Here is a 25,570-nt window from a genome sequence, read left to right on the forward strand (position 1 = left end):
TGATTTATTCACAGCATCTTAGCGTGAATATGTGCCATGCGTTTAAAGCATTGCTGCATGGCATTTTCTTGCATATGGTACGCGCCACTCTATCCATTCAAATGGCAACTCAGGGAGGGATGAATGGCGCCGCGAAAACCAGCGACCGTATCCGGCCGCAAGACCACGGCAAAGGCTGCAACCGAATTCACCGGAAAGAACAGCCCCGACTTCTCCAAAGAAGACGAACTTCACGCTTACCGTGAAATGCTGCTCATCCGCCGTTTCGAAGAAAAGGCCGGCCAGCTCTACGGCATGGGCTTCATTGGTGGTTTCTGTCACCTCTACATCGGTCAGGAAGCCGTTGTTGTCGGCATGCAGATGTCGCAGAAGGAAGGCGATCAGGTCATCACCGCTTACCGCGACCACGGCCACATGCTGGCGCTCGGCATGAGCGCGCGTGGCGTCATGGCCGAATTGACCGGCCGCCGCGGCGGTCTGTCGAAGGGCAAGGGCGGCTCGATGCACATGTTCTCGAAAGAGAAGCACTTCTACGGCGGCCACGGCATCGTCGGCGCGCAGGTTTCCCTTGGAACCGGTCTCGCCTTCGCCAACAAATATCGAGGCAACGACAATGTCTCCGTAACCTATTTCGGTGACGGCGCCGCCAACCAGGGCCAGGTCTACGAGAGCTTCAACATGGCCGCTCTCTGGAAACTGCCGATTATCTATATCGTCGAGAACAACCGTTACGCCATGGGCACCTCGACCGCCCGCGCCACCGCCCAGTCGAACTACTCGCTGCGCGGCCAGTCCTTCGGCATTCCCGGCGTTCAGGTGGATGGCATGGATGTGCGCGCCGTCAAGGCCGCCGCCGATCAGGCGCTGGAACATTGCCGTTCCGGCAAGGGTCCGATCATTCTGGAGATGCTGACCTACCGTTACCGTGGTCACTCCATGTCCGACCCGGCGAAATACCGTTCGAAAGACGAAGTGCAGAAGATGCGCTCCGAACACGACCCGATCGAGCAGGTCAAGGCACGGCTGCTGGAGCAGGGCTGGGCAAGCGAAGACGAATTGAAGGCCATCGACAAGGATGTCCGTGATATCGTCGCCGACAGCGCCGACTTCGCCCAGAACGACCCAGAGCCGGATGTCTCCGAGCTCTACACCGACATTCTGCTCTGATCGGGAAAGGGAAACCCATGCCAGTAGAAATTCTTATGCCCGCCCTTTCCCCGACCATGGAGGAAGGCACGCTTTCCAAATGGCTTAAAAAGGAAGGCGACAAGGTCACCTCCGGCGACGTGATCGCCGAGATCGAGACCGACAAGGCGACCATGGAAGTGGAAGCCGTGGATGAAGGCGTCATCGGCAAGCTGCTGATCGAGGCCGGTACTGAAGGTGTGAAGGTCAACACGGCAATCGCCGTTCTCCTTCAGGATGGCGAAAGCGCCGACGACATTTCTTCTTCCGCCAAGAAGGAAGAGCCAAAGGCTGAAGCTGCAAATTCCGGTTCTGATGCCGCTGGCGGCAAGACCCGCGAAGCTGCCGAAGAGCCGAGCGCTGCCAAGGAAGCCGCCAAGGTTCCGGCAGCCCCGAAGATTGAAGCTGCAGCCGATCCGGATATTCCGGAAGGCACGGAAATGGTGATGACGACGGTGCGTGAAGCGCTGCGCGACGCCATGGCCGAAGAAATGCGCGCCGACGAAAAAGTCTTCGTCATGGGTGAAGAAGTCGCCGAATATCAGGGCGCCTACAAGATCACCCAGGGCCTGTTGCAGGAATTCGGCGAGCGTCGGGTCATCGACACCCCGATCACCGAGCATGGTTTTGCCGGTATCGGCGTCGGCGCTGCGATGACGGGCCTGCGCCCCATCGTCGAATTCATGACCTTCAACTTCGCCATGCAGGCGATTGACCAGATCGTCAACTCGGCGGCCAAGACGCTTTACATGTCGGGCGGCCAGATGGGCGCACCGATGGTGTTCCGTGGTCCGTCCGGTGCTGCTGCCCGCGTTGGCGCTCAGCATTCGCAATGTTACGCCGCATGGTACAGCCATATTCCGGGCCTCAAGGTCGTCATGCCTTACACGGCAGCCGACGCGAAGGGTCTGCTCAAGGCCGCCATCCGCGATCCGAACCCGGTCATTTTCCTGGAAAATGAAATCCTCTACGGCCAGAGCTTCGAAGTGCCGAAGCTAGATGATTTCGTGCTGCCGATTGGCAAGGCGCGCATTCACCGCAAGGGCAAGGATGCGACCATCGTTTCCTTCGGCATCGGCATGACCTATGCGATCAAGGCGGTTGCGGAACTCGAGAAGCTCGGCATTGACGTCGAACTGATCGATCTGCGCACCATCCGCCCGATGGACCTGCCTACCGTCATCGAATCGGTCAAGAAGACCGGTCGTCTTGTTACTGTTGAGGAAGGTTTCCCGCAGTCGTCGGTCGGTGACTTCATCGCCAACCAGGTCATGCGCGCGGCCTTCGATTATCTCGATGCGCCGATCCTGACGATCGCCGGCAAGGACGTTCCGATGCCTTATGCGGCGAACCTCGAAAAGCTGGCTCTGCCAAACGTCGATGAAGTCGTTCAGGCCGTCAAAACCGTCTGCTACAAGTAAGGGGAGGCGTTTCGATGCCGATAAACATCACCATGCCTGCCCTTTCTCCGACGATGGAAGAGGGCAATCTGGCCAAGTGGCTGGTCAAGGAAGGCGACAAGGTCGCACCCGGTGACGTGATCGCCGAGATCGAGACCGACAAGGCAACCATGGAAGTGGAAGCCGTGGACGAAGGTACGGTTGCCAAGCTCGTCGTTCCGGCAGGCACTGAAGCGGTCAAGGTCAATGCCCTGATCGCCATCCTTGCCGCCGATGGCGAGGATGTTGCCGAGGCGGCAAAGGGCGGCGATGCCGCTCCCGCCAAGGCCGAGGCTCCGAAGCAGGAAGCCGTTAAGGCCGAAGCGCCGAAGGAAGAAGCAGCACCTGCCAAGGCTGAAAAGCCGGCCGCCGATCAGGCGCCCGCGTCTTCCACGCCGGCCCCGGTTGCGAAGTCCGGTGAGCGCATCTTCGCTTCGCCGCTTGCCCGCCGTCTTGCCAAGGAAGCCGGTCTCGACCTTTCGGCCGTCTCCGGTTCCGGCCCGCATGGCCGCATCGTCAAGACCGACGTGGAAAAGGCTGCCGCTTCCGGCGGTGCAAAGGCTGCTCCCGCCGCTGCTGCATCGGCAGGCGCTCCGGCTCCGGCCCTTGCCAAGGGTCAGTCGGACGAGGCGGTTCTCAAGCTGTTCGAACAGGGCTCCTACGAGCTGGTGCCGCATGACGGCATGCGCAAGGTCATCGCCAAGCGTCTGGTCGAATCCAAGCAGACGGTTCCGCATTTCTACGTTTCCGTGGATTGCGAGCTCGATACGCTTCTGGCGCTGCGCGCACAGCTCAATGCGGCTGCTCCCGAAAAGGACGGCAAGCCGGCCTACAAGCTGTCGGTCAACGACATGGTCATCAAGGCGCTGGCTCTTTCGCTGCGTGATGTACCTGACGCCAACGTCTCCTGGACGGAAAGCGCCATGGTCAAGCACAAGCATTCGGATGTCGGCGTCGCCGTTTCCATTCCGGGTGGCCTGATCACGCCGATCATCCGCAAGGCGGAAGAAAAGTCGCTCTCCACCATCTCCAACGAGATGAAGGACTACGGCAAGCGCGCCAAGGAGCGCAAGCTGAAGCCCGAGGAGTATCAGGGCGGCACGACCGCCGTGTCCAATATGGGCATGATGGGCGTCAAGAGCTTCTCCGCCGTTATCAACCCGCCGCATGCCACCATTCTGGCCGTCGGCGCGGGTGAACAGCGGGCAGTCGTGAAGAACGGCGAGATCAAGATCGCCAACGTCATGACGGTCACGCTTTCCACCGACCACCGCTGCGTCGATGGCGCGCTCGGAGCCGAATTGATCGGCGCCTTCAAGCGCTACATCGAAAACCCGATGGGCATGCTGGTTTGATCGGAGAGTGACATGGTGAAGTCGGTCCTCTGCTTTGGCGATTCCCTCACATGGGGATCAAATGCGGAAACGGGTGGCCGGCACAGCCATGACGATCTTTGGCCGAGCGTCTTGCAAAAGGCGCTCGGGCCTGACGTGCATGTGATCCACGAAGGTCTGGGCGGCCGCACCACCGCCTATGACGATCTGACGGCCGATTGTGACCGCAATGGCGCAAGGCTTTTGCCGACGCTGTTGCACAGCCATGCGCCGCTTGATCTGGTCATCATCATGCTCGGCACCAACGACATGAAACCGTCGATCCATGGATCGGCCATTGTCGCCATGAAGGGTATCGAGCGGCTGGTAAAGCTAACGCGCAATCATGTCTGGCAGGTGCCCGACTGGGAAGCGCCTGACGTGTTGATCGTCGCGCCGCCGCAACTCAGCGAAACGGCCAATCCCGTCATGGGCGCGATCTTTCGCGATGCGATCGATGAATCGGCGATGCTGGCTTCCGTTTACCGGGACCTTGCCGACGAACTCGATTGCGGATTTTTCGATGCCGGCTCCGTCGCCCGCACGACGCCGGTGGACGGCGTTCATCTCGATGCTGAAAACACGCGGGCCATCGGGCGCGGGCTGGAGCCCGTCGTCCGCATGATGCTCGGACTTTAAGAACAATTCCCGGTCGTGGCGCTGCTCGCGACCCGATAGGACAAGGCAGGATTTCCAATGGCTCAATCTTATGACGTCATCATCATCGGTTCGGGACCGGGCGGTTATATTGCCGCGATCCGCGCCGCCCAGCTCGGCATGAAGGTTGCCGTCGTGGAGCGCGAGCACTTGGCCGGCATCTGCTCCAACTGGGGCTGCATTCCCACCAAGGCGCTGCTGCGCACCGCCGATGTCATGCACACCGCCACCCACGCCAAGGATTATGGCCTGACGCTGGAAGGTTCGATCAAGCCGGACGTGAAGGCAATCGTCGCGCGTTCGCGCGGCATTGCTGCGCGCATGAACAATGGCGTCGGTTTCCTGTTCAAGAAGAACAAGGTCGATATCATCTGGGGTGAAGCAAAAATCACCAAGCCGGGCGAGATCGTCGTCGGCAAGTCCACCAAGCCGGTGGTTCAGCCGCAGGGTCCGGTTCCGAAGAACACGCTGGGCGAGGGCACTTACACCGCCAAGCACATCATCGTCGCCACAGGCGCCCGCCCGCGCGCGCTGCCCGGCATCGAGCCGGATGGTAAGCTGATCTGGACCTATTTCGAGGCGATGAAGCCGGAAGAACTGCCGAAGTCGCTGCTCGTCATGGGTTCGGGCGCGATTGGCATCGAATTCGCCAGCTTCTACCGCACCATGGGCGTCGACGTCACCGTCGTCGAAATCATGAGCCAGGTCATGCCGGTCGAAGATGCGGAAATCTCCGCCTTCGCCAGGAAGCAGCTGGAAAAGCAGGGCATCAAGATTCATCTGGAAACCAAAGTTTCCAAGGTCGAGAAGGCTGCAAACTCCGTCACTGCGACGCTGGAGAAGAAGGAGGGCTCTTCCGAGAAGATCACCGCCGACCGGATGATTTCCGCCGTTGGCGTCGTGGCGAATGTCGAAGGCATCGGCCTTGAGGCCGTTGGCGTGAAGACCGATCGCGGCTTCATCGTCATCGACGGTTATGGCAAGACCAACGTACCGGGCATCTATGCCATCGGCGATGTCGCCGGCCCGCCGCTGCTCGCCCACAAGGCCGAGCATGAGGCTGTCATCTGCGTCGAAAAGATCGCCGGTCTGCCGAATGTTCATCCGATGGACAAGCTCAAGATTCCCGGCTGCACCTATTGCAACCCGCAGGTCGCCTCGGTCGGCCTCACCGAAGCCAAGGCCAAGGAACAGGGCCGCGACATCCGCGTCGGCCGCTTCTCCTTTGCGGCAAACGGCAAGGCCGTTGCGCTTGGCGAGGACCAGGGCATGGTCAAGACCATCTTCGACAAGAAGACCGGTGAGCTGCTTGGTGCGCATATGGTGGGTGCGGAAGTCACCGAACTCATTCAGGGCTTCGTCGTCGCCATGAATCTCGAGACGACCGAAGAAGATTTGATGCACACGATCTTCCCGCATCCGACCATTTCGGAATCGATGAAGGAAAGCGTGCTCGACGCCTATGGGCGTGTGCTGAACGCATAAGTGCCGCGTGATGCCCGGCATTGTCTAACCTTGCCGGGTGTCCCATATGTCTCAACGCCGGTTCCTCAACGGAACTGTTCTTCAGGGAGCGTGGGAATGGAAAGTGTAGGCTGGATTGCAGCAATCATCATCGGCGGTCTCGCCGGCTGGCTTGCGGGCAAGCTCATGGACATGCGCTTCGGCATTTTCATGAACATCATCCTCGGCATTGTCGGTTCGGTGGTTGCCGTTGCGGTGCTTCGAACCTTCGATGTTTTCGTGCAGGACAGCAGGCTCGGTTATTTCGTCACGTCGTTCATTGGCGCCAGCCTTTTGCTGTTTCTGGCGAAACTGGTGCGGCGCTGACAGGGCTTCGTGACCGGAAGGGGCTTACGCTTTTTCTGGAATTGTTCTAAAGCATCCGGCCAACAGATGTTTAGGTCGCCAGGGGCGATGGAAGCAGGTTTTTAATGGTCACTATTCTCGACAGGACGTCGTCCGACGAAAAGCGCATTCGCCACCCGGAAAAGGCGCATAAGCCCGATACCGAGGTCATGCGCAAGCCGGAATGGATCCGCGTCAAGGCGCCGACCTCCAAGGGCTATCACGAGACGCGTGAACTGGTGCGCAGCCACAAGCTGGTGACGGTGTGCGAGGAAGCCGGCTGTCCGAATATCGGCGAGTGCTGGGACAAGAAACACGCGACCTTCATGATCATGGGTGAGATCTGCACCCGCGCCTGCGCCTTTTGCAACGTCGCGACCGGCAAGCCCAATGCGCTTGACATGGACGAGCCTGAGAACGTCGCCAAGGCCGTCAAGCAGATGGGCCTTTCGCACGTCGTCATCACCTCGGTTGACCGCGACGATCTCGCCGATGGCGGCGCTGAACATTTCGAAAAGGTCATCTGGGCGATCCGTGCTGCGTCTCCGACGACGACCATCGAAATCCTGACCCCCGACTTCCTGAAGAAGCCCGGAGCGCTGGAGCGTGTCGTCGCCGCCAAGCCCGATGTCTTCAACCACAATATGGAAACCGTTCCGGGCAATTACCTCACGGTTCGCCCCGGCGCGCGCTATTTCCACTCCGTGCGCCTTCTGCAGCGGGTGAAGGAACTCGATCCCACCATGTTCACCAAGTCGGGCATCATGGTCGGCCTCGGCGAAGAGCGCAACGAAGTGCTGCAGCTGATGGACGATCTGCGCAGCGCCGACGTGGACTTCCTGACCATCGGTCAGTATCTGCAGCCGACCCGCAAGCACCACAAGGTCGAGGCCTTCGTGACGCCGGAAGAGTTCAAGTCCTACGAGACCGTGGCTTACACCAAGGGCTTCCTGATGGTGTCGTCGAGCCCGCTCACCCGCTCTTCCCACCATGCCGGCGACGATTTCGAACGCCTGCGCGCGGCCCGCGAAAAGAAGCTGCTGGCGGCTGCGGAGTAAGGGGCAAAGGTTCGGCAACATAGGTTGCTGCATCGGGCGATATACGCTCTCTCCACCGTCATGCTCGGGCTTGTCCCGAGCATCTGCAACCTATCAATTGTACGATACGTGATTGGATCCTCGGGACAGGCCCGAGGATGACGTGAGTAGGGGGCGAGGCTTGTGAAATGGCTCCGCCGCCTGTTCCCGGCCTTCAACCCATCACACCACAACCTTCTCCGGCCTATGCGCCCGCATGCACAAGATCACGCTCAGCACCACCGAACAGATCGCCACGATCTCGACAATGGTCGGCCCGCGTCCTTCCCATAAAAATCCGTAAAGCAGCGCAAACAGCGTTTCGAACAGGATCATCTGCCCGACCATGGTGAGCGGCAGCATGCGGCTCATGCGGTTCCAGAAGGCATTGCCGAGAATGGAGGCGGTGAAACCGAGCCCGGCGGCGATGGCGGCGAAATGCAACCAGTCTCCCGAGCTATGGCTTTCTCCGCCGAGTGCGAAGGCCGGGACGGCGAGCGCCAGTGCAAGCCCGCCCGTCACGACACCGGTCATCATGTTCCAGTCATCGGCGCTGACATCGTGAAGGCGGGAGAGCCAGCGGGCATTGCCGACCGCAAAAGCGGTCCAAGACGCCAGCGCACCGAGCGCACAGGCAAGCCCGATGACGCGAGAGACATCGAGCCCCGCATCGTTTTCCGTCAGCGACTGCCAGGAAATGCCGATAATCCCCATCGCGCCGAAGGCGAGCGACGGCCACAGCTTCTTCAGCGACACCGCGCCGTGATCGCGGCTGCCGATGATGGTGACGGCGACCGGCAGGAAACCGATGATGATCGAGGTGAATGCGACGCCGCTCAATTTCACTGCGGTCGATATGAAGACATAATAGGCGATATTGCCGATCATGCTCAGCCAACCGAGCGCTATCCACTCCCGCGCGCCAAAATGGGCCGACACGCGTTTCAGGCGCGGTCCGATGATGATGAGGGAAATCAGCCCATAGGTGAGATAACGCGCCGTAGACAGTTGCAGCGCGGAAAAATCCGGCACGAGTTTGGGGGCGAGAAAGATCGCACCCCAGAGCGCACCCGCCAGCATGCCGTAAAAAACACCGAGACCTGTTCTGTTCATGTCATGTCACATCCGCATTCACATTTGCCTGCGATGTGCCACAGCCCTCCGTGGCTGTCTTGACAAAAACTCCTGACTAATGCGCTGGCGGTTTTAATGAATCCCGTGGGTTCGACGGTAGGCTGCGGGCGTTTCACCCACTGCATTGCGCATGGCCCGCGTCAGTGCAGTCTGGTCGGAAAAACCGGCCCGTAAGGCAATCTCGGCAATCGGCAGGGTGGAATTGCCGAGCAATGCGCAGACCTTGTCCATGCGCAGCCCGGCCAGCCAGCGGTGAGGCGGCAGGCCGAATTCCTCGAGAAACAGCGCATGCAGGCGGCTGTCGCTGATCGTCACGCAGGAGGCGAGCATCTCGATGCTCCAGGGGAAGAACGGTTCCGCCCTGACAAGTGCAACGAGCCTGTGCACGCGTTGGCGTATGTCGGCTTTCTCATTGGCAAGGCTGTCGACCAAGAGCGGCGCCCACAGGCCGGCAATATCGTCGCGTCGCCCATCTGTTGTGATGACGCCGCGCATATAGGCGATCAATTGCCGTGTATCCTGCGCTATGTCGAGAAACGGCGCGCGACCGAATTTCTCGAGCGTTTGCTCGGGAAGGGCGCCTTCGTCGATATCGACCACCAGCGAGTGGTTGCTTGCCGTTGCTTCCTGGGTGTGCGGCGTGTCGCGATGGATGAACACGCCGCGTCCGGTCGACAATTCGTCCTGCCGTCCGGCCACATCGATCAGCAGACGCCCGGAGACCGGAAGAACGATCTGGACGAAGCCATGCCGTTCCTTCGGTCTTTCTTCCCTGTAGGTTCTGATATCGGCGGATGCGGGTGTCATGACGCTGTCGTTTCCATTGTGCAAAGAAATGGCCGCCTCGAAAAAGCGGCCAGTTTCATTGTTTGATTATGACATCGTCTTGAAGATTGGGCCAGTCGGCTTTATCGGTCGGCTCTGCGCGCCGGCAATTAACAGTCTTCCTTGGCGGTCGATTCGCCGCGTTTGCGTTTGCGCAGAACCGGCTTGTTCTCTCTCGCCTCGCATTTCGCGACGTCGATCAGATAGGCAAGCACCGGCATGCCGTTCATCGATGCGAGTTGCTTGGCGGATCTGAGAAGGTTGATGATGTTGGAAAAATCGTCCATCGGCTCACTCAGTGGCTCAAAGCGGTTATATGTCGGGTCTGAACCCAAGGATGAATACGCTGGGTGAAATCGGGAGCTTCCAGCGCCGTTGCATCCAGTGGGTGTAATATTAGTCGCAAATAAATAGCAATCCCTGCGACGGGGTTACAATAGTCAATTTTCCGTAACTGTCATGCGCGGCGAAGATATCGCTCCGGGGCGATGGCAGAAAAATCCAGCAGTCAGATGAGGTTTCTGAAATGCCAAACTATCTTCACAGGGTGGAAGATGCTGCTGCGATCATCGCCGGGGCGCAGCGAATCATGGTCGTGGGCTGTTCCGGCGGCGGCAAGTCGACGCTTTCGCAGAAGCTCGCGCGCAATTTCGGGCTTCGCTATATCTCCATGGATCGAGATGTTTTCTGGCTGCCCGGCTGGCAGGCGCGCCCGCGCGACGAGCAGCGAGAGAGGATAGCCACCATCATTGCCGGGGAGCGATGGCTGATGGATGGCAGCAATCCGTCGTCTTTCGATATAAGGCTACCGCGATCCCATATCGTTTTGTGGGTGCGCATGCCGCGCTGGCTCTGCCTGTGGGGCGCCGTCAGCCGGGCGATCAAGGGTTATGGCAAGGCCCGCCCGGAAATGGCGGAGGGGTGCCCCGAAAGAATAGACATCGAATTCCTGCGCTATATCTGGAATTTCGAGCGCCGCCATACGCCGATCTTCGAGCAGAATTTCGCGCTTTATGGTCCTGATGTGCCGGTATTCCAGCTGAAAAGCCGAAAACAGTTTCGCCGCCTTCTTGATCTTCTGCGTATCGAGGATTAACTGCCGCTCATGCCACAGTTCGAAACGCATCGCCACGTCAAACACTCGCCCGACCGCATGTACGACCTCGTCGCCGATGTGGAGAAATATCCGCAGTTTCTGCCCCTTTGCGAGGCGCTCACCGTCCGCTCGCGCAAGGAGCGCGATGGAAAGGTGCTGCTGGTGGCGGATATGACGGTGGGCTACAAGGCCATTCGCGAAACCTTCACCACACAGGTGCTGCTGAACCCGGCCGAGCGCGCCATCGACGTGAAATATATCGACGGCCCGTTCAAATATCTCGACAATCGCTGGCGTTTCGAGCCTGCCGACGATGGCGGCTCAGCCATTCATTTCTTCATCGATTACGAATTCAAGAACCGTCTGCTCGGCGCAGTCATGGGGTCGATGTTCGACCGGGCCTTCCGCATGTTCGCAGAAGCCTTCGAAACGCGTGCCGATAAAATCTATACGGACCCGGCCTGATTGAGGGCCGTCAGCATCTCTAGCGCTGTCCTCACCGTCGCAAGCCGGATTGCGGTGCGGCCAATCTCGCCATAACGCATTTCCCGATGCAGGATTTTACCGCTGCGCGCCTTGGCGGCCAGATGCACCAGCCCAACCGGCTTGTCGGGGGAACCGCCGCCCGGACCGGCAATGCCGGTTACCGCCACGGCGAAATCCGCGCGGGAGCGGAAGAGGGCGCCATGCGCCATCTGCAGCGCCGTCTGCCGGGAGACCGCGCCGAAATTCGCCAGCGTCTCGGCGCCAACGCCCAGCATGTCCATCTTGGCTTCATTGGTATAGGTGACAAAACCACGATCGACGACAGCGGAGGAGCCGGCAATCTCCGTCAGTGCACCGGCGATCAGGCCGCCCGTGCAGCTTTCCGCGGTCGAGACCATGAAACCATGCGCGGTGAAATCGATAATGATCTGCCCGGCCAGCTCTTCCATGTCAGCGGGAAAAAGGTTCATAAAGGTCTGCCCCTGTAGACGACGGTAGCGGTGGCGATTGCAGCGATGCCTTCCCGGCGGCCGACGAAACCGATGGTCTCATTGGTCGTCGCCTTCACCGAGCAGCGCTCCAGCGCGATGCCCAGCATGTCCGAGAGTGCCTCGCGCATGGCCTGGCGGTGCGGGCCGATGCGCGGCGCTTCCGCAATCAGCGAGACATCGGCATTCATGATCGTGCCGCCATTGTCGCGAACCACTTTGGCCGCATGTTCGAGGAAGATGCGCGAGGCCGCTCCCTTCCATTGCGGATCGGAAGGCGGGAAGTGATCGCCGATATCGCCAGCACCGCAGGTGGCGAGCAGCGCATCCGTCAGCGCATGCAAAGCCACATCCGCATCTGAATGACCTTTGAGTTTCTGGTCGTGTTCGATGAAGACGCCACACAACGTCACGCCGTCGCCGGCCTCCAGCTGGTGCACGTCGTAACCATTGCCGGTGCGCACGTCCGGCAATCCGTGGGAGAGCTTTTCATCGGCCATGGCGATATCCCGCTTGAGAGTGAGTTTTACATTGTCGACCGAACCCTCGGTCAGCGTCACCGTCAGGCCCGCCCATTCGGCAATCGAAGCATCATCGGTGAAATCGGATTTTCCGGAGGCGGCAGCGGCGCGGTGCGCGGCGAGAATATCGCCGTAGCCGAAACTCTGTGGCGTCTGCGCCGCATAAAGCCCCTGCCGGGAAACCGTTTCCACGACAAGATCGTCAGATCCGCGTTTCAGCGTGTCGGTGACGGGCAGGGCAGGCAGGACGCCGCTGGCACCGGCCCGCTGCAGGGCGATAATGCGTTCCAGCATGTCCACGGCGACGAAAGGCCGCACGGCATCATGGATCATCACATGCGTCAGCTCTTCCGAGGCGAGCGCTTCCAGCCCGGCAAGCACCGATTGCTGGCGTGTCGCACCGCCCGTGACGGTAACGATCCGCTCGCCGGCATCAAGCCGCTGGAGGATCGGCGACAGCAGTGCCGCATCGTCTGCATGACTGACGATCACGATGGGGGAGGCCTGATCCCAGGCAAGGAAGGTCGACAATGTATGCTCGATCACGGCCCTGCCGCCGATAGGGCGATATTGTTTCGGCCCTTCTTCGGGAGAGCCCGCTCTTTCTCCGCGTCCGGCGGCGACGATGACGATGCCGAGTTTCATAGTACTTTCCTGCATTGGTCTTATGCTTTGCGCGCAACCCTTAGCGGTTGACAGTCCTGCTCTAGCGTTTCAAAACCCGGATGGCCAGCCCGATAAGACGCGCATTCGCCCCTGCATGTCGCAGGATCGAGGGTCATTGCGCCTTTGAACCTGCACAAATTGCTGCCGACAGCAAAACAGGCAGGCAGTCGCCCAGCAAATAAAAGGTGCAACCCTCTAAAAGTGCTTGGCAACTGCACAAACACTGTCTAAAAATAATGCAAATAACCCTTCTGCATGAAAGATCATCAATTGCATCTTCCGGAGTTGTCAGAACCGTTCAGCATCGGCTCAGTCACGATCCGTAATCGTGCCGTGCTGGCGCCCATGTCGGGCGTGACGGATCTGCCGTTCCGGCAGCTCGCCTGGCGTTATGGCGCGGGCCTTGTCGTTACGGAAATGGTGGCAAGCCGTGAGCTCGTCGCCAACCGGGGCGAATCCTGGGCGCGGCTGAAAAATGCCGGCATGGTGCCGCATATGGTGCAGCTTGCCGGACGCGAGGCGCATTTCATGGCCGAGGCAGCGAAGATCGCGGCCGATAATGGCGCCGGCATCATCGACATCAACATGGGCTGTCCAGCCAAGAAGGTGACGGGTGGTTATTCCGGCTCCGCTTTGATGCGCGATCCCGATCATGCTCTCTCGCTCATCGAGACGACGGTCAATGCAGTCGACGTGCCCGTGACGCTGAAGATGCGGCTCGGCTGGGACGAAAACACCATCAATGCGCCGGAGATCGCCCGCCGTGCCGAAGCCGCTGGCGTTCAGCTCATTACCATTCACGGCCGCACCCGCATGCAGTTTTACGAGGGACGGGCGGACTGGGATGCCATCCGCGCCGTGCGTGAGGTGATTTCCGTGCCGCTGATCGCCAATGGCGACGTTGAAACGGCCGATGATGCGCGCGAAATCCTGCGCCGCTCGGGTGCGGATGCCGTCATGGTCGGGCGCGGCGCGCAGGGGCAACCCTGGCTGCCGGCGGTGCTTGCCGGACATTCAGCGCCGCACCGCGACGATATTCCCGCCATCGCCATCGAACATTACGAGATGATGCTGGAATTTTATGGAAGGGAAGCCGGCCTCCGGCACGCCCGCAAACATCTTGGCTGGTATCTCGACCGTTTTGCGCCGGAGATCGCCACGACTGACAAGGCTGAAATCATGACATCGCGTGACACGGCGGAAGTGGCGGACCTGCTGCGCTCCGCCCTTAGCGAAAATGCGGGCGAAGACGCCGCAAGGAAGGCCGCATGAGCGCTGACAAACACAGCCCGGCAGATGGAAACCCGCTTGCCATGGCGGTTCTGAACGCGGTGCAGAACCCCGTCATTCTGGTGGATGCCGAAGGTTTCATCGCCTTTGCCAACTGGGAAGCCGAAGCCTTTTTCGGGGCGAGCGCCTCCCATCTCGCGCGCTATCGCGTTTCCACCTTCATTCCCTTCGGCAGCCCGTTGCTTGCACTGATCGATCAGGTGCGGGAGCGCCGCGCGCCGGTCAACGAATATCGCGTCGATCTGAGTTCGCCGCGTCTTGGCCAGGACAAGCTGGTCGATCTTTATGTCGCGCCCGTTGTCAGCGAGCCGGGATCGGTGGTCGTCGTCTTCCAGGAAAGGTCGATGGCCGACAAGATCGACCGGCAACTGACGCATCGCGCTGCGGCGCGCTCTGTCACAGGCCTTGCCTCCATGCTCGCCCATGAAATCAAGAATCCGCTGTCCGGCATTCGCGGCGCTGCCCAGCTGCTTGAGACATCGGTTGCCGATGAAGACCGGGCGCTGACGCGGCTGATCTGCGACGAGACCGACCGCATCGTCTCGCTGGTCGACCGCATGGAGGTATTTTCCGACGAGCGGCCGGTGGATCGCGTGCCGGTCAACATCCATTCCGTGCTCGATCATGTGAAGGCCATTGCCAAGGCCGGCTTTGCCCGCAATATGAAGATTTCAGAGAACTACGACCCGTCGCTGCCACCTGTTTATGCCAATCGCGACCAGCTGGTGCAGGTGTTTCTCAATCTGGTGAAGAATGCTGCGGAAGCCGTGGGCAACCAGCCGGATGGCGAGATCATCCTCACCACCGCCTATCGCCCCGGCATGCGGCTTTCGGTCGCCGGCAGCCGCGAGCGCATCTCGCTGCCGCTCGAATTCTGCGTGCATGACAATGGCCCGGGCGTTCCGGCCGATCTTTTGCCGCATCTTTTCGATCCTTTCATCACCACCAAGACGAATGGTTCGGGCCTCGGGCTGGCGCTTGTCGCCAAGCTGATCGGCGCCCATGGCGGCATTGTCGAATGCGACAGCCAGAACCACCGCACGACTTTCCGCGTATTGATGCCCGTCTCGCCGGAAGTGGCGCTCGACGACCGCTCTTTGCCGAACACGACAGGAAATGACCAATGACAGCTACGATCCTCGTCGCCGATGATGATGCCGCAATCCGCACGGTGCTGAACCAGGCGCTGAGCCGCGCCGGCTACGACGTGCGCATCACCTCCAATGCCGCCACGCTCTGGCGCTGGGTTTCGGCGGGTGAGGGCGATCTTGTCGTGACCGATGTCGTGATGCCGGATGAAAACGCCTTCGATCTTCTGCCGCGCATCAAGAAGGCCCGCCCGGACCTGCCGGTTCTTGTCATGAGTGCGCAGAACACCTTCATGACGGCCATCAAGGCCTCGGAAAAAGGCGCTTATGACTACCTGCCGAAGCCCTTCGACCTGACGGAACTGATCGCCATCATCGGCCGCGCCCTGTCGGAACCGAAGCGCAAGCCGGCGAAGCTCGATGACGACATGCAGGACGGCATGCCGCTCGTCGGCCGCTCGGCGGCGATGCAGGAAATCTACCGCGTTCTCGCCCGCCTGATGCAGACGGACCTGACGCTGATGATCACCGGTGAATCCGGCACCGGCAAGGAACTGGTGGCGCGCGCGTTGCATGATTACGGCAAGCGCCGCAACGGCCCCTTCGTCGCCATCAACATGGCGGCAATCCCGCGCGACCTGATCGAATCCGAACTCTTCGGCCATGAGAAGGGTGCCTTTACCGGCGCGCAGAACCGCTCCACCGGCCGTTTCGAACAGGCCGAGGGCGGCACGCTGTTCCTCGACGAAATCGGTGACATGCCCATGGATGCCCAGACACGCCTGCTGCGCGTCTTGCAGCAGGGCGAATATACCACGGTGGGCGGTCGCACGCCGATCCGCACCGATGTCCGCATCGTCGCCGCCACCAACAAGGACCTGAAGCAGTCGATCAATCAGGGCCTTTTCCGCGAAGACCTCTATTACCGCCTGAACGTCGTGCCGCTGCGGCTGCCGCCGTTGCGTGACCGCGCCGAGGATATTCCCGATCTGGTGCGCCATTTCATCCAGCAGGGCGAAAAGGAAGGTCTGGAAGGCAAGCGTTTCGAGAGCGAGGCGCTGGAGGTCATGAAGGCCTATGCGTGGCCGGGCAACGTGCGCGAGCTGGAAAACCTGATCCGCCGCCTGATGGCGCTTTATCCGCAGGAAGTCATCACCCGCGAGATCATCGAGCAGGAACTGCAATCGGATGTGCCCGACAGCCCGCTCGACAAGATGGCGGTTCGCACCGGTTCGCTCACCATTTCGCAGGCGGTGGAAGAAAATATGCGGGATTATTTCGCCAGTTTCGGCGATGGCCTGCCGCCGCCCGGCCTTTACGACCGCGTTCTGCGCGAACTCGAATATCCGCTGATTCTCGCGGCTCTGACCGCGACGCGCGGTAACCAGATCAAGGCCGCCGATCTTCTCGGCCTGAACCGCAATACGCTGCGCAAGAAAATCCGCGAGCTTGGCGTTTCCGTTTATCGCAGCTCCCGCCCAACCTGAGAATGTTGACAAGGCCGCATTTGTCGTTGCACTTTCGCCACATTGTGTTGCTTGAAAAACACTAGGAAGGAAAGAGATTCGCCGGTCTGAGGCGCGTCTTACCTGACTTCAGAAATGTGGTGCTGGCTGGCCAGCGATTGGGAGTAGTGCATGCGGAAACCCGCCGCCGAAAACGCCGTTGCCGATGAAGCAGCGGGCATGGTGGTTGCCGATCGCAGGATGTCTTTCGCTTTGCCGGGGCTGGTGCTCGCCGGCGTCGCTCTCGTTTGCGCCATCCTCACCCTGTTCGTGCTTCTGGGCGTCACCCCAATCGCGCCGACATCGAACGTCGTCATCGCCTCCGTCGTCATCAATTCGATCTTCGTGATCGGCCTGATCTTCCTCATCGGGCGCGAAATCAACCGGCTGCTGAAGGCGCGTAAAAAGGGCAGGGCGGCGGCGCGTCTGCACGTGCGCATCGTCGTGCTTTTCTCCATCGTGGCGATTACGCCCGCGGTGCTCGTCGCCATCTTCGCCAGTCTGACGCTGAATGTCGGCCTCGACCGCTGGTTTTCGCTGCGCACGCAGTCGATCGTCGATTCATCGAGCAATATCGCCCAGGCCTATATGATGGAGAATGCCGGTTATCTTCAGGGTCAGACCCTGTCGATGGCGACCGACCTCGACCGCAACCGTGCGCTTTTTTATCTGGATCGCACCGGCTTCGTCGATCTGATGACCCGTCAGGCCAAGGGGCGCGGCCTTCTCGGCGCGTTTCTGGTGCAGGAGGACGGCGACGCCGTTGCCCAGGCCGACATCAAAACCGAAAAACCGCTTCCCGCCATCCCGCATGACGCGCTTGAAAAGGCGGCCGCCGGCCAGCCGACGCTGATACCGCCCGGTATCACCAACCTCGTCGGCGCCATTATCAAGCTCGAAGGCATCAGCGGCACCTTCCTTTACACGGTGCGCGCCGTCGATCCCAAGGTAATGAGCGCGATGCGGCTGATGGAAGAGAACCGCGCCGAATACAAGGCGATGGAGGCGGGCCGCGCGCCGCTGCAGATCGCCTTTGCGATCCTCTATCTCGGTTTCGCACTGATCGTGCTTCTCGCCGCCATCTGGACGGCGATTGCGGTGGCCGACCGTATCGTGCGGCCTATCCGTCTTCTCATCAGTGCGGCAGACAGTGTCGCCACCGGCAACATGCATGTGCTGGTTCCCGTCCGCGCGGTCGATGGCGACGTCGGGCGGCTGTCGCGCACCTTCAACAAGATGGTCTCGGAACTGCGCAGCCAGCAGGAACAGATCATTGAGGCCAAGGACGATATCGACGACCGCCGCCGCTTCATCGAGGCCGTGCTGTCAGGTGTCACCGCCGCCGTCATCGGTGTCGATGAGAACCGCAGGATCACCATCGTCAATCCGTCGGGTGAAGAATTCCTGGCGCAGACATCCGAGCAGCTTATCGGCGCGCAACTGTCGGAGATCGCGCCCGAAATCGAACAGGTCGTCAACGAGGCCAATACCTGGTCACGCGGCAATTTCCGCAAGCAGATCAACATCATGCGGCGCGGCAAGGAGCGGACGCTGAATGTGCAGGTGACCCGTGAGGACGCCCGCGACAGCCGTGACAGCTACGTCATCACCCTCGACGACATCACCGATCTCGTCATCGCCCAGCGTTCGACCGCATGGTCGGATGTGGCGCGCCGCATCGCGCATGAGATCAAGAACCCGCTGACGCCGATCCAGCTTTCCGCCGAGCGTATCAAACGCCGTTTCGGCAAGCAGATCGACGAGAGCGACCGCGCCGTCTTCGACCAGTGTACGGACACCATCGTCCGGCAGGTCGGCGATATCGGCCGGATGGTGGATGAATTCTCCGCCTTTGCGCGCATGCCGAAGCCGACGAAGGAAAAGTCGGATCTGCGGGCGATCCTGAAGGATGCGGCGTTCCTCAGGGAAATCAGCGCTGCCGACACCAAGTTTGCGACGGAACTCGGCGATATCCCGCTCGAGGGCATGTTCGATGCCCGCATGCTGGGTCAGGCCTTCGGCAACCTCATCAAGAATGCGACGGAAGCCATCGAGGCGGTGGAAGGCGAAAAACGGCCGGGTAAGATTCTGGTGCGCGCCACTTACGACGAAGCCAATTCGCGTTTCGTGGCTGACATCATCGACAATGGCCGCGGCCTTCCCGTCGAGAACCGTCACCGCATTCTCGAACCCTATATGACGATGCGGGACAAGGGCACGGGCCTCGGCCTCGCCATCGTCAAGAAAATCATCGAAGAGCATGGCGGGTATCTGGAACTCCACGATGCCCCGCCGGAGTTCGATCACGGCCACGGCGCCATGATCAGAGTGCTGCTGCCCTATATCGAGGCGGTCGGCGGCGAAAATAACAAGGAAGCAGCATATGGCGTCTGATATTCTGGTCGTGGATGACGAGGCGGACATTCGCGAAATCGTAGCGGGCATTCTGTCCGACGAGGGCCACGAGACCCGCATGGCGTTCGACAGCGACAGCGCGCTGGCCGCCATTTCGGAGCGCGTGCCGCGTCTGATCTTTCTCGACATCTGGATGCAGGGCTCCAAGCTCGACGGTCTGGCGCTGCTGGATGAGATCAAGAGCCGCCACCCCGAAATCCCCGTGGTCATGATTTCCGGTCACGGCAATATCGAAACCGCCGTCAACGCCATAAAGCGCGGCGCTTTCGACTTTATCGAGAAGCCGTTCAAGGCCGACCGGCTCATTCTGATCGCTGAGCGGGCGCTGGAAAACTCCAAGCTGAAGCGCGAGGTTCAGGAGCTCAAGAAGCGTACCGGTGATGCGGTTGAACTCGTCGGCGCGTCGCTTGCGGTGTCGCAGCTTCGTCAGACCATCGACCGGGTTGCGCCCACCAACAGCCGCATCATGATCCTCGGCCCCTCCGGTTCCGGCAAGGAACTTGTGGCGCGCATGGTGCACAAGAAGTCCTCGCGTGCGAGCGGACCTTTCGTGGCGCTCAACGCCGCGACGATCACGCCGGACCGCATGGAAATTGCGCTTTTCGGCACGGAAGGCCTGCCTGGGCAGCCGCGCAAGGTCGGCGCTCTGGAAGAAGCCCATCGCGGCGTGCTTTATCTCGATGAAGTCGGCGAAATGCCGCGCGAGACGCAGAACAAGATACTGCGCGTGCTGGTCGATCAGCAGTTCGAGCGCGTCGGCGGCGGCAAGCGGGTGAAGGTGGATGTGCGCATCATTTCCTCGACCGCCCATCACCTCGAAAGCCTGATCGCCGAAGGCCAGTTCCGTGAAGACCTCTATCATCGCCTCGCCGTCGTGCCGGTGAAGGTGCCGGCGCTCTCCGAACGGCGCGAGGATATTCCTTTCCTCGTCGATATGTTCATGCGCCAGATTTCCGAGCAGGCCGGCATCCGTCCGCGCAAGATCGGCGACGACGCCATGGCCGTTCTCCAGACGCATGACTGGCCGGGCAATATCCGCCAGCTGCGCAACAATATCGAGCGGCTGATGATTCTCGCCCGTCCAGAAGGCGGCGAAGCGCCGATCTCGGCCGACATGCTGCCGTCGGATATTGGCGACATGCTGCCGAAGATTTCGGCGCAGGGCGATCAGCACATCATGACCCTGCCGTTGCGCGAGGCGCGTGAAATGTTCGAGCGCGACTACCTGATGGCGCAGATCAATCGCTTCGGCGGCAATATTTCGCGAACAGCGGAATTTGTCGGCATGGAACGGTCTGCACTGCATCGCAAACTGAAATCTCTCGGCGTATAAGGAAAGAAGGCGCTTCGCCGTAACCGATTATTCCGTCAGAGAGACAGCATGAAAGTCATCATTTGCGGCGCAGGGCAGGTGGGTTACGGCATCGCCGAACAATTGTCGCGGGAGGATAATGAGGTATCGGTCATCGATACCGCCGCACCGCTCATCACCGCCATTACCGAGACGCTGGATGTGCGTGGCTATGTCGGCCATGGCGCGCATCCTGACATGCTGGCCAAGGCCGGCGCTGATCAGGCCGACATGATCATCGCCGTGACTTTGCATGACGAGATCAACATCGTCGCCTGCGAGGTGGCGCATGCCCTGTTCAGCGTGCCGACCAAGATCGCCCGCATCCGCGACCAGAGCTATCTGAAGCCGGAATATGCCGATCTCTTCAGCCGCGAGAACATGTCCATCGACGTGACGATTTCGCCGGAAGTCGAAGTCGGCAAGATGGTGCTCCGGCGCATCGCCTTTCCGGGTGCAACGGATGTGGTGCGTTTCGCCGACGACACGATCTACATGCTGGCCATCGAATGCATGGAGGATTGCCCGGTCATCAACACGCCGCTGCAGCAGCTCTCCAGCCTCTTTCCGGACCTCATCGCCACGGTGGTGGGTGTTTATCGGGATGGTATCCTCAAGGTGGCGCATTCTTCGGAACAGTTGCGGGTGGGCGACCTTGCCTATGTCATCTGCCAGCGCCAGCACGCCCGCCGCACCTTAAGCCTTTTTGGCCATGAGGAGCAGGAAGCGCAGCGCATCGTGATTGCCGGCGCCGGCAATATCGGCCACTTCGTCGCCCGCAAGATCGAGGAAATGCAGCCGAAAACGCGGGTAAAGATCATCGAGGCGGACCGCGACAGGGCGGTTGCCGCATCCGAACAGCTCAGCAATACCATCGTCATGCACGGCTCGGCGCTCGACCAGAAAATCCTGATGCAGGCGGATATTCAGGATGCCGATCTGATCGTCACGCTCACCAATAACGATCAGACCAATATTCTGGCCGCGGTGATTGCCAAGCAGCTCGGCTGCAAATCGAATCTGGCGCTTTTGAACAGTACGTCGTTCCACGACGTCGCCCGCTCTCTGGGGCTCGATGCCTATATCAACCCGCGGGCCGTGACGATCTCCCGCGTGCTTCAGCACGTGCGCAAGGGCCGCATCCGCTCAGTCTATGCCGTCCAGCGCGGCTCGGCGGAGGTGATCGAGGCGGAAGCGCTGGAGACGTCGCCGCTGGTCGGCCAGTCCTTCCGCGACATCGATATGCCCGACGGTGTGCGCATTGGGGCGATCTATCGCGACGGCGTGGTGATCCGCCCGGACGGCAGCACGAAAATCAAGGCGAAGGACCGGGTCGTGCTGTTTGCATCCGCCGATGCGGTGCGCGACGTGGAACAACTTTTCCGTGTTTCGATACAATATTTTTGACTGTCCCGAATTGAAAATGTGGGTCAATACTCGTACTCATTCGGCTGTTTTGACCGTTGCGGAACGGAACACGATTTGATACCAGAGTTTGAGGTCGGCCAAGCGGGGGACAAGACTCGGCCGGCTTATTATTGATTGATTATTTTCCGGTATCCCTGCCGGCAAAAAAGAAAGAAGCGGCGCCATGGCGGAACGTTCTCAAAACCTTCAGGATCTCTTCCTCAATACCGTTCGTAAGCAAAAGATTTCGCTCACGATTTTCCTGATCAACGGCGTCAAGCTGACGGGCGTTGTCACCTCCTTCGACAATTTCTGCGTGCTTCTGCGCCGTGACGGTCATTCGCAGCTTGTTTACAAGCATGCGATCTCCACCATCATGCCCGGCCAGCCGATGCAGATGTTCGAAAGCGAAGAAGGCGCTGCCTGATCGGGCTCCCTCGACGGATATTCGATATAGACTGACCCGGAGCGGGAACATTTCCCGTGCCGTCAGGTTAATCCCCATGGCCGCCCGCGCGGATGCGGTCGGCCGCAATCCTCTTTCTGGACAAGGCTGAACCCATTTCAACGCGCGACACCTCGAACGAATCGATTATTCCGGAGCAGGAAAAGCGCCGCGACGACATGCGTGCGGTCGTCCTCGTGCCGGTCCTCAAGCAGCGCGAAACCCGCGATGCGGCTGCCGGCCCGGCTGCCCCCGGCCGTTCGGTCGAAGCCAAGCTTGAGGAAGCAAAGGGGCTGGCGCTCGCCATCGATCTGGAAGTGACGCAGGGTCTCATCGTTTCGGTAAACCAGCCGCGCCCCGCCACGCTGTTCGGAACCGGCAAGATCGAAGAAATCGGCCATCTTCTCGACGAGACCGATTCCGGCCTGGTGATCGTCGATCATCCGCTGACCCCGGTGCAGCAGCGCAATCTCGAAAAGCAGTGGAATTGCAAGGTCATCGACCGCACGGGCCTGATCCTTGAAATCTTCGGTCGCCGCGCCTCCACAAAGGAAGGCACGCTGCAGGTCGATCTTGCGCATCTGAACTACCAGAAGGGCCGCCTCGTCCGAAGCTGGACCCACCTTGAACGCCAGCGCGGCGGTGCGGGCTTCATGGGCGGCCCGGGTGAAACCCAAATCGAAGCCGACCGTCGGCTTTTGCAGGAACGCATCGTGAAGCTGGAGCGCGAGCTGGAGCAGGTGGTGCGCACCCGCCAGCTACACCGCGCCAAGCGCCGCAAGGTGCCGCATCCGATCGTCGCTCTCGTCGGTTACACCAATGCCGGTAAATCCACGCTGTTCAATCGCATCACCGGCGCCGGCGTTCTGGCGGAGGATATGCTGTTCGCCACGCTCGACCCGACCTTGCGCCGCATGAAGCTGCCGCATGGCCGCACCGTCATCCTGTCCGATACGGTCGGTTTCATTTCCGATCTTCCGACGCATCTGGTCGCCGCTTTCCGCGCCACTCTGGAAGAGGTGCTGGAAGCCGATCTCGTTCTGCATGTGCGCGATATGTCCGATCCGGACAATGCCGCCCAGTCTGCGGATGTGCTGCGTATTCTCGGCGACCTCGGCATTGACGAAAAGGAAGCGGAAAAGCGCATCATCGAGGTCTGGAACAAGGTCGACCGTCTCGAGCCGGAAGCGCATGACGCCATCATGCAGCGCGCCGAAGGTCGTTTGGATATCCGCGCCGTTTCGGCCATCACGGGTGAGGGCGTCGATGCCCTGATGGACGAGATTTCAAAGCGTCTTTCCGGTGTGCTGACGGAGACGACGGTGTTGCTTTCCGTCGAACAATTGCCGTTGATCTCGTGGGTCTATAGCAATTCCATTGTCGACGGTCGTGAAGACCATGAGGATGGATCGGTTGCGCTTGATGTGCGCCTGTCGGAAGCACAGGCGGCCGAACTGGAGCGGAAGCTTGGTAAAGCGACGGTCCGCGAACGCGAGGACTGGGAGCGCTAAGCGCTCCGAAAAGGGTGACAAACTCCGAAAATCTCTCTTTCGTCATGCCGGACTTGATCCGGCATCCAGCCACGACGCGTCTGCGTCGTGAAAAATGAGTCTTTTGCGATCAAGGACTTGATCGCACTGGACCCCGGACTAAATCCGGGGTGACGGTGGGCTAGGACGAAACCGTATCAAGCGAACGTTCGATGCGTTTCGCCGCCTGCCAGAGATCTTCCATTCTCTCGAGGCTCGCTTCTTCCAGCGTTTCGCCATTTTGGGTGAGCGACGTTTCGATGTGATTGAAACGCCTGCGGAATTTCGTGTTCGTACCGCGCAGCGCATCTTCCGGATCGGCTTTGACATGCCGGCCGATATTGACGAGCGCAAAAATGAGATCGCCGAGTTCGTCCGACACCTTCTCCGGTTTTCCCTCCGCCAGCGCCTCACGCAATTCAGCGATTTCCTCCTCAATCTTGTCGAGAATGGGAGCGGGGTTCGACCAGTCGAAACCGGCACGCGCTGCCTGTTCCTGTAGCTTCAGGGCTTCGGTCAGCGCCGGCTGGCTGCGCTGTACGCCGCCCAGAAAGCCGGCCTTGAAATCCTCGGTGATGCCGCGTCGCGCGCGTCGCTCTGCACGCTCGCGTTTTTCTTCCGCCTTGATGCGATCCCATTGCAGTTTGACGCCGTCCGGCGTATCGGCGTCGGATACGGCGAAGACATGGGGATGACGGCGGATCATCTTCGAGGTCACGGCCTGCACCACGTCGCCAAAGGCGAATTCGCCCATCTCTTCGGCAATCCGTGCATGGAAAACCACCTGCAGCAGAAGGTCGCCCAGCTCCTCGCAAAGATCGTCCATATCCTTGCGCTCGATGGCGTCAGCGACTTCATAAGCCTCTTCAATGGTATAGGGCTTGATCGTCTCGAAAGTCTGCACGACATCCCAAGGGCAACCGGTTTCCGGCTGCCGTAGGGCTTCCATGATCTCGATCAGGCGGGAAATATCCTTCGAGGCTTCCATAGTGTCTCAAACCTTCGTTTTTTGTTTCCGCGCATCGCCGGGACGGAAAACCGCCACGCACGTCCTGCGGAAGTGCTCTAGTTCAATGGAATGTCGTTGCCGCTCTTGGACGACTGGTAGCTGGTGGAAAGATCGTCATAAGCGGCCTTGATGCGGGCCGTCTGCGCCTTCAACGTGGTCTTCAGCGGGTCCTCTTCACCCTCCACCAGATCGGCGATGAAATACGAATTCCAGAAGGCATTGTTGCGGCGATAGCCGCCCGGTTCCAGTCCGAAAACTTCCTTGAGGATTTTCAGGTCGTGAGGGATCGCGAAAGCGTCGCGGGAATCCTCGTGGCTGAAGAACGAGTAGAAATTATCGAAGCCGGCCCAGGTGATGGCGGACATGCACATGGTGCAGGGTTCGTGGGTGGAGAGAAAAATCAGCTCCTTCGTGTTGGGCTTTTCGCCCAGCTCGTAAAACCGCTTCAGCGTGTGCACTTCACCATGCCAGAGCGGATTTTCGAGTTCGTTATTGGTCTCGGCGACCACCAGCGACAGGTCCGATTTGCGCAGGATCGCCGCACCGAAAACCTTGTTGCCAAGGCTGACGCCACGCGCCGTCAAGGGCAGGATATCGTGTTCGATGACGTCGAGAAGGCGGGCGGCGAGGGTGGAGCTGGTCAAGGGTCTGATCCTTCGTGCCGCTTTAAGGAAAAGCGGTCTTCGCATGGGGAAATCGACAGTCGATTGTCGCTCCTTGTTCGGCGCGGGGACCCG

At 60.2% G+C, this 25,570-nt stretch carries 24 protein-coding genes; 17 read left to right on the forward strand and 7 right to left on the reverse strand.

The annotated features are described in order from the left end of the window. Positions 1-123 precede the first annotated feature (123 nt). From pdhA to lipA, 7 genes are all read left to right on the forward strand, one after another. Positions 124-1,167 (forward strand): pyruvate dehydrogenase (acetyl-transferring) E1 component subunit alpha, encoded by a 1,044-nt coding sequence (gene pdhA, locus O3W47_RS22845; RefSeq protein WP_077982350.1) that lies wholly within the window; start codon positions 124-126, stop codon positions 1,165-1,167. Between the two features lie 17 nt (positions 1,168-1,184). Further along, positions 1,185-2,606, forward strand: coding sequence for a pyruvate dehydrogenase complex E1 component subunit beta (locus O3W47_RS22850; RefSeq protein WP_080817107.1), 1,422 nt, complete (start codon positions 1,185-1,187; stop codon positions 2,604-2,606). Positions 2,607-2,620: 14 nt separating this feature from the next. Further along, entirely contained in the window at positions 2,621-3,979 is a 1,359-nt protein-coding gene (locus tag O3W47_RS22855; protein ID WP_269314641.1) for a pyruvate dehydrogenase complex dihydrolipoamide acetyltransferase, read from the forward strand. A 12-nt stretch (positions 3,980-3,991) separates the two neighbouring features. Beyond that, positions 3,992-4,636, forward strand: coding sequence for an SGNH/GDSL hydrolase family protein (locus O3W47_RS22860; RefSeq protein WP_080817105.1), 645 nt, complete (start codon positions 3,992-3,994; stop codon positions 4,634-4,636). 57 nt (positions 4,637-4,693) lie between these two features. Further along, on the forward strand, positions 4,694-6,139 hold the full coding sequence (gene lpdA, locus O3W47_RS22865) for a dihydrolipoyl dehydrogenase (RefSeq protein ID WP_269314642.1): 1,446 nt from the start codon (positions 4,694-4,696) through the stop codon (positions 6,137-6,139). A 96-nt stretch (positions 6,140-6,235) separates the two neighbouring features. Then, the gene (locus O3W47_RS22870; protein ID WP_003521362.1) at positions 6,236-6,484 is read left to right on the forward strand and encodes a GlsB/YeaQ/YmgE family stress response membrane protein; all 249 of its coding nucleotides are present in this window, start codon (positions 6,236-6,238) and stop codon (positions 6,482-6,484) included. A 104-nt stretch (positions 6,485-6,588) separates the two neighbouring features. Then, a complete protein-coding gene (lipA, locus tag O3W47_RS22875; protein WP_269314643.1) occupies positions 6,589-7,560 on the forward strand; it encodes a lipoyl synthase in 972 nt (323 codons plus the stop codon). Positions 7,561-7,761: 201 nt separating this feature from the next. Here lipA and O3W47_RS22880 read toward each other — a convergent pair whose 3' ends face one another. The 3 genes from O3W47_RS22880 to O3W47_RS22890 form a co-directional block, all read right to left on the reverse strand. Next, entirely contained in the window at positions 7,762-8,691 is a 930-nt protein-coding gene (locus tag O3W47_RS22880; RefSeq protein ID WP_269314644.1) for a DMT family transporter, read from the reverse strand. A gap of 93 nt (positions 8,692-8,784) precedes the next feature. Beyond that, positions 8,785-9,519 (reverse strand): helix-turn-helix transcriptional regulator, encoded by a 735-nt coding sequence (locus tag O3W47_RS22885; protein ID WP_269314645.1) that lies wholly within the window; start codon positions 9,517-9,519, stop codon positions 8,785-8,787. Between the two features lie 128 nt (positions 9,520-9,647). Continuing rightward, positions 9,648-9,824, reverse strand: coding sequence for a hypothetical protein (locus O3W47_RS22890; protein ID WP_269314646.1), 177 nt, complete (start codon positions 9,822-9,824; stop codon positions 9,648-9,650). A gap of 239 nt (positions 9,825-10,063) precedes the next feature. Here O3W47_RS22890 and O3W47_RS22895 point away from each other — a divergent pair, with 239 nt between their 5' ends. Both O3W47_RS22895 and O3W47_RS22900 read left to right on the forward strand, forming a co-directional pair. Beyond that, on the forward strand, positions 10,064-10,633 hold the full coding sequence (locus O3W47_RS22895; protein ID WP_262535220.1) for an AAA family ATPase: 570 nt from the start codon (positions 10,064-10,066) through the stop codon (positions 10,631-10,633). 9 nt (positions 10,634-10,642) lie between these two features. Next, entirely contained in the window at positions 10,643-11,098 is a 456-nt protein-coding gene (locus O3W47_RS22900) for a type II toxin-antitoxin system RatA family toxin (RefSeq protein ID WP_269314647.1), read from the forward strand. Here the strand turns inward: O3W47_RS22900 and O3W47_RS22905 are convergent. Further along, on the reverse strand, positions 11,080-11,589 hold the full coding sequence (locus O3W47_RS22905) for a CinA family protein (RefSeq protein WP_269314648.1): 510 nt from the start codon (positions 11,587-11,589) through the stop codon (positions 11,080-11,082). The genes O3W47_RS22900 and O3W47_RS22905 overlap by 19 nt on opposite strands. Then, a complete protein-coding gene (locus O3W47_RS22910; protein WP_269314649.1) occupies positions 11,586-12,773 on the reverse strand; it encodes a bifunctional 2-C-methyl-D-erythritol 4-phosphate cytidylyltransferase/2-C-methyl-D-erythritol 2,4-cyclodiphosphate synthase in 1,188 nt (395 codons plus the stop codon). The genes O3W47_RS22905 and O3W47_RS22910 overlap by 4 nt, the downstream gene beginning before the upstream one ends. Before the next feature lie 276 nt (positions 12,774-13,049). Between O3W47_RS22910 and dusB the strand changes: the two genes are divergently transcribed. The 8 genes from dusB (at position 13,050) to hflX (ending at position 23,806) form a co-directional block, all read left to right on the forward strand. Beyond that, a complete protein-coding gene (gene dusB / locus O3W47_RS22915) occupies positions 13,050-14,066 on the forward strand; it encodes a tRNA dihydrouridine synthase DusB (protein WP_127756074.1) in 1,017 nt (338 codons plus the stop codon). Continuing rightward, a complete protein-coding gene (locus O3W47_RS22920) occupies positions 14,063-15,211 on the forward strand; it encodes a two-component system sensor histidine kinase NtrB (protein WP_269314650.1) in 1,149 nt (382 codons plus the stop codon). The genes dusB and O3W47_RS22920 overlap by 4 nt, the downstream gene beginning before the upstream one ends. Continuing rightward, positions 15,208-16,659 (forward strand): nitrogen regulation protein NR(I), encoded by a 1,452-nt coding sequence (gene ntrC / locus O3W47_RS22925; protein ID WP_003521350.1) that lies wholly within the window; start codon positions 15,208-15,210, stop codon positions 16,657-16,659. The genes O3W47_RS22920 and ntrC overlap by 4 nt, the downstream gene beginning before the upstream one ends. 150 nt (positions 16,660-16,809) lie before the next feature. Then, a complete protein-coding gene (locus O3W47_RS22930) occupies positions 16,810-19,071 on the forward strand; it encodes a sensor histidine kinase NtrY-like (RefSeq protein ID WP_269314651.1) in 2,262 nt (753 codons plus the stop codon). Next, positions 19,061-20,425 (forward strand): nitrogen assimilation response regulator NtrX, encoded by a 1,365-nt coding sequence (gene ntrX, locus O3W47_RS22935; protein WP_003521348.1) that lies wholly within the window; start codon positions 19,061-19,063, stop codon positions 20,423-20,425. Before O3W47_RS22930 ends, ntrX begins: the two co-directional genes overlap by 11 nt. A gap of 48 nt (positions 20,426-20,473) precedes the next feature. Next, complete coding sequence (trkA, locus tag O3W47_RS22940) at positions 20,474-21,850, forward strand: Trk system potassium transporter TrkA (protein ID WP_127756071.1); 1,377 nt, start codon at positions 20,474-20,476, stop codon at positions 21,848-21,850. Between the two features lie 184 nt (positions 21,851-22,034). Then, positions 22,035-22,277: an RNA chaperone Hfq gene (hfq, locus tag O3W47_RS22945; protein WP_003496145.1), complete on the forward strand. Its 243-nt coding sequence runs from the start codon at positions 22,035-22,037 to the stop codon at positions 22,275-22,277. A gap of 92 nt (positions 22,278-22,369) precedes the next feature. Beyond that, on the forward strand, positions 22,370-23,806 hold the full coding sequence (gene hflX, locus O3W47_RS22950) for a GTPase HflX (protein WP_269314652.1): 1,437 nt from the start codon (positions 22,370-22,372) through the stop codon (positions 23,804-23,806). Between the two features lie 160 nt (positions 23,807-23,966). On the opposite strand, the gene mazG is transcribed toward hflX, so the two are convergent. Together mazG and O3W47_RS22960 are read right to left on the reverse strand one after the other, a co-directional pair. Then, positions 23,967-24,812, reverse strand: a complete 846-nt coding sequence (gene mazG / locus O3W47_RS22955; RefSeq protein ID WP_269314653.1) for a nucleoside triphosphate pyrophosphohydrolase — start codon at positions 24,810-24,812, stop codon at positions 23,967-23,969. Between the two features lie 77 nt (positions 24,813-24,889). Beyond that, positions 24,890-25,522 carry a deaminase gene (locus tag O3W47_RS22960; RefSeq protein WP_442864631.1) on the reverse strand — a complete coding sequence of 211 codons (633 nt, stop codon included), beginning with the start codon at positions 25,520-25,522 and terminating at the stop codon, positions 24,890-24,892. Between the last annotated feature and the right edge of the window lie 48 nt (positions 25,523-25,570).

Source organism: Agrobacterium sp. LMR679, assembly GCF_027157905.1.
GTDB lineage: Bacteria > Pseudomonadota > Alphaproteobacteria > Rhizobiales > Rhizobiaceae > Agrobacterium > Agrobacterium leguminum.

What these genes read in the sequence shown, in the direction of transcription:
- lpdA (WP_269314642.1), top strand. Translation starts at nt 4,694, where the DNA reads ATGGCTCAATCTTATGACGTCATCATCATCGGTTCGGGACCGGGCGGT.
- O3W47_RS22855 (WP_269314641.1), top strand. Translation starts at nt 2,621, where the DNA reads ATGCCGATAAACATCACCATGCCTGCCCTTTCTCCGACGATGGAAGAG.
- trkA (WP_127756071.1), top strand. Translation starts at nt 20,474, where the DNA reads ATGAAAGTCATCATTTGCGGCGCAGGGCAGGTGGGTTACGGCATCGCC.
- ntrX (WP_003521348.1), top strand. Translation starts at nt 19,061, where the DNA reads ATGGCGTCTGATATTCTGGTCGTGGATGACGAGGCGGACATTCGCGAA.
- O3W47_RS22900 (WP_269314647.1), top strand. Translation starts at nt 10,643, where the DNA reads ATGCCACAGTTCGAAACGCATCGCCACGTCAAACACTCGCCCGACCGC.
- hflX (WP_269314652.1), top strand. Translation starts at nt 22,370, where the DNA reads ATGCGGTCGGCCGCAATCCTCTTTCTGGACAAGGCTGAACCCATTTCA.
- O3W47_RS22850 (WP_080817107.1), top strand. Translation starts at nt 1,185, where the DNA reads ATGCCAGTAGAAATTCTTATGCCCGCCCTTTCCCCGACCATGGAGGAA.
- O3W47_RS22880 (WP_269314644.1), bottom strand. Translation starts at nt 8,691, where the DNA reads ATGAACAGAACAGGTCTCGGTGTTTTTTACGGCATGCTGGCGGGTGCG.
- O3W47_RS22895 (WP_262535220.1), top strand. Translation starts at nt 10,064, where the DNA reads ATGCCAAACTATCTTCACAGGGTGGAAGATGCTGCTGCGATCATCGCC.
- lipA (WP_269314643.1), top strand. Translation starts at nt 6,589, where the DNA reads ATGGTCACTATTCTCGACAGGACGTCGTCCGACGAAAAGCGCATTCGC.
- O3W47_RS22930 (WP_269314651.1), top strand. Translation starts at nt 16,810, where the DNA reads ATGCGGAAACCCGCCGCCGAAAACGCCGTTGCCGATGAAGCAGCGGGC.
- O3W47_RS22960 (WP_442864631.1), bottom strand. Translation starts at nt 25,522, where the DNA reads ATGCGAAGACCGCTTTTCCTTAAAGCGGCACGAAGGATCAGACCCTTG.
- O3W47_RS22870 (WP_003521362.1), top strand. Translation starts at nt 6,236, where the DNA reads ATGGAAAGTGTAGGCTGGATTGCAGCAATCATCATCGGCGGTCTCGCC.
- pdhA (WP_077982350.1), top strand. Translation starts at nt 124, where the DNA reads ATGGCGCCGCGAAAACCAGCGACCGTATCCGGCCGCAAGACCACGGCA.
- ntrC (WP_003521350.1), top strand. Translation starts at nt 15,208, where the DNA reads ATGACAGCTACGATCCTCGTCGCCGATGATGATGCCGCAATCCGCACG.
- O3W47_RS22860 (WP_080817105.1), top strand. Translation starts at nt 3,992, where the DNA reads ATGGTGAAGTCGGTCCTCTGCTTTGGCGATTCCCTCACATGGGGATCA.
- mazG (WP_269314653.1), bottom strand. Translation starts at nt 24,812, where the DNA reads ATGGAAGCCTCGAAGGATATTTCCCGCCTGATCGAGATCATGGAAGCC.
- O3W47_RS22885 (WP_269314645.1), bottom strand. Translation starts at nt 9,519, where the DNA reads ATGACACCCGCATCCGCCGATATCAGAACCTACAGGGAAGAAAGACCG.
- dusB (WP_127756074.1), top strand. Translation starts at nt 13,050, where the DNA reads ATGAAAGATCATCAATTGCATCTTCCGGAGTTGTCAGAACCGTTCAGC.
- O3W47_RS22910 (WP_269314649.1), bottom strand. Translation starts at nt 12,773, where the DNA reads ATGAAACTCGGCATCGTCATCGTCGCCGCCGGACGCGGAGAAAGAGCG.
- O3W47_RS22890 (WP_269314646.1), bottom strand. Translation starts at nt 9,824, where the DNA reads ATGGACGATTTTTCCAACATCATCAACCTTCTCAGATCCGCCAAGCAA.
- hfq (WP_003496145.1), top strand. Translation starts at nt 22,035, where the DNA reads ATGGCGGAACGTTCTCAAAACCTTCAGGATCTCTTCCTCAATACCGTT.
- O3W47_RS22905 (WP_269314648.1), bottom strand. Translation starts at nt 11,589, where the DNA reads ATGAACCTTTTTCCCGCTGACATGGAAGAGCTGGCCGGGCAGATCATT.
- O3W47_RS22920 (WP_269314650.1), top strand. Translation starts at nt 14,063, where the DNA reads ATGAGCGCTGACAAACACAGCCCGGCAGATGGAAACCCGCTTGCCATG.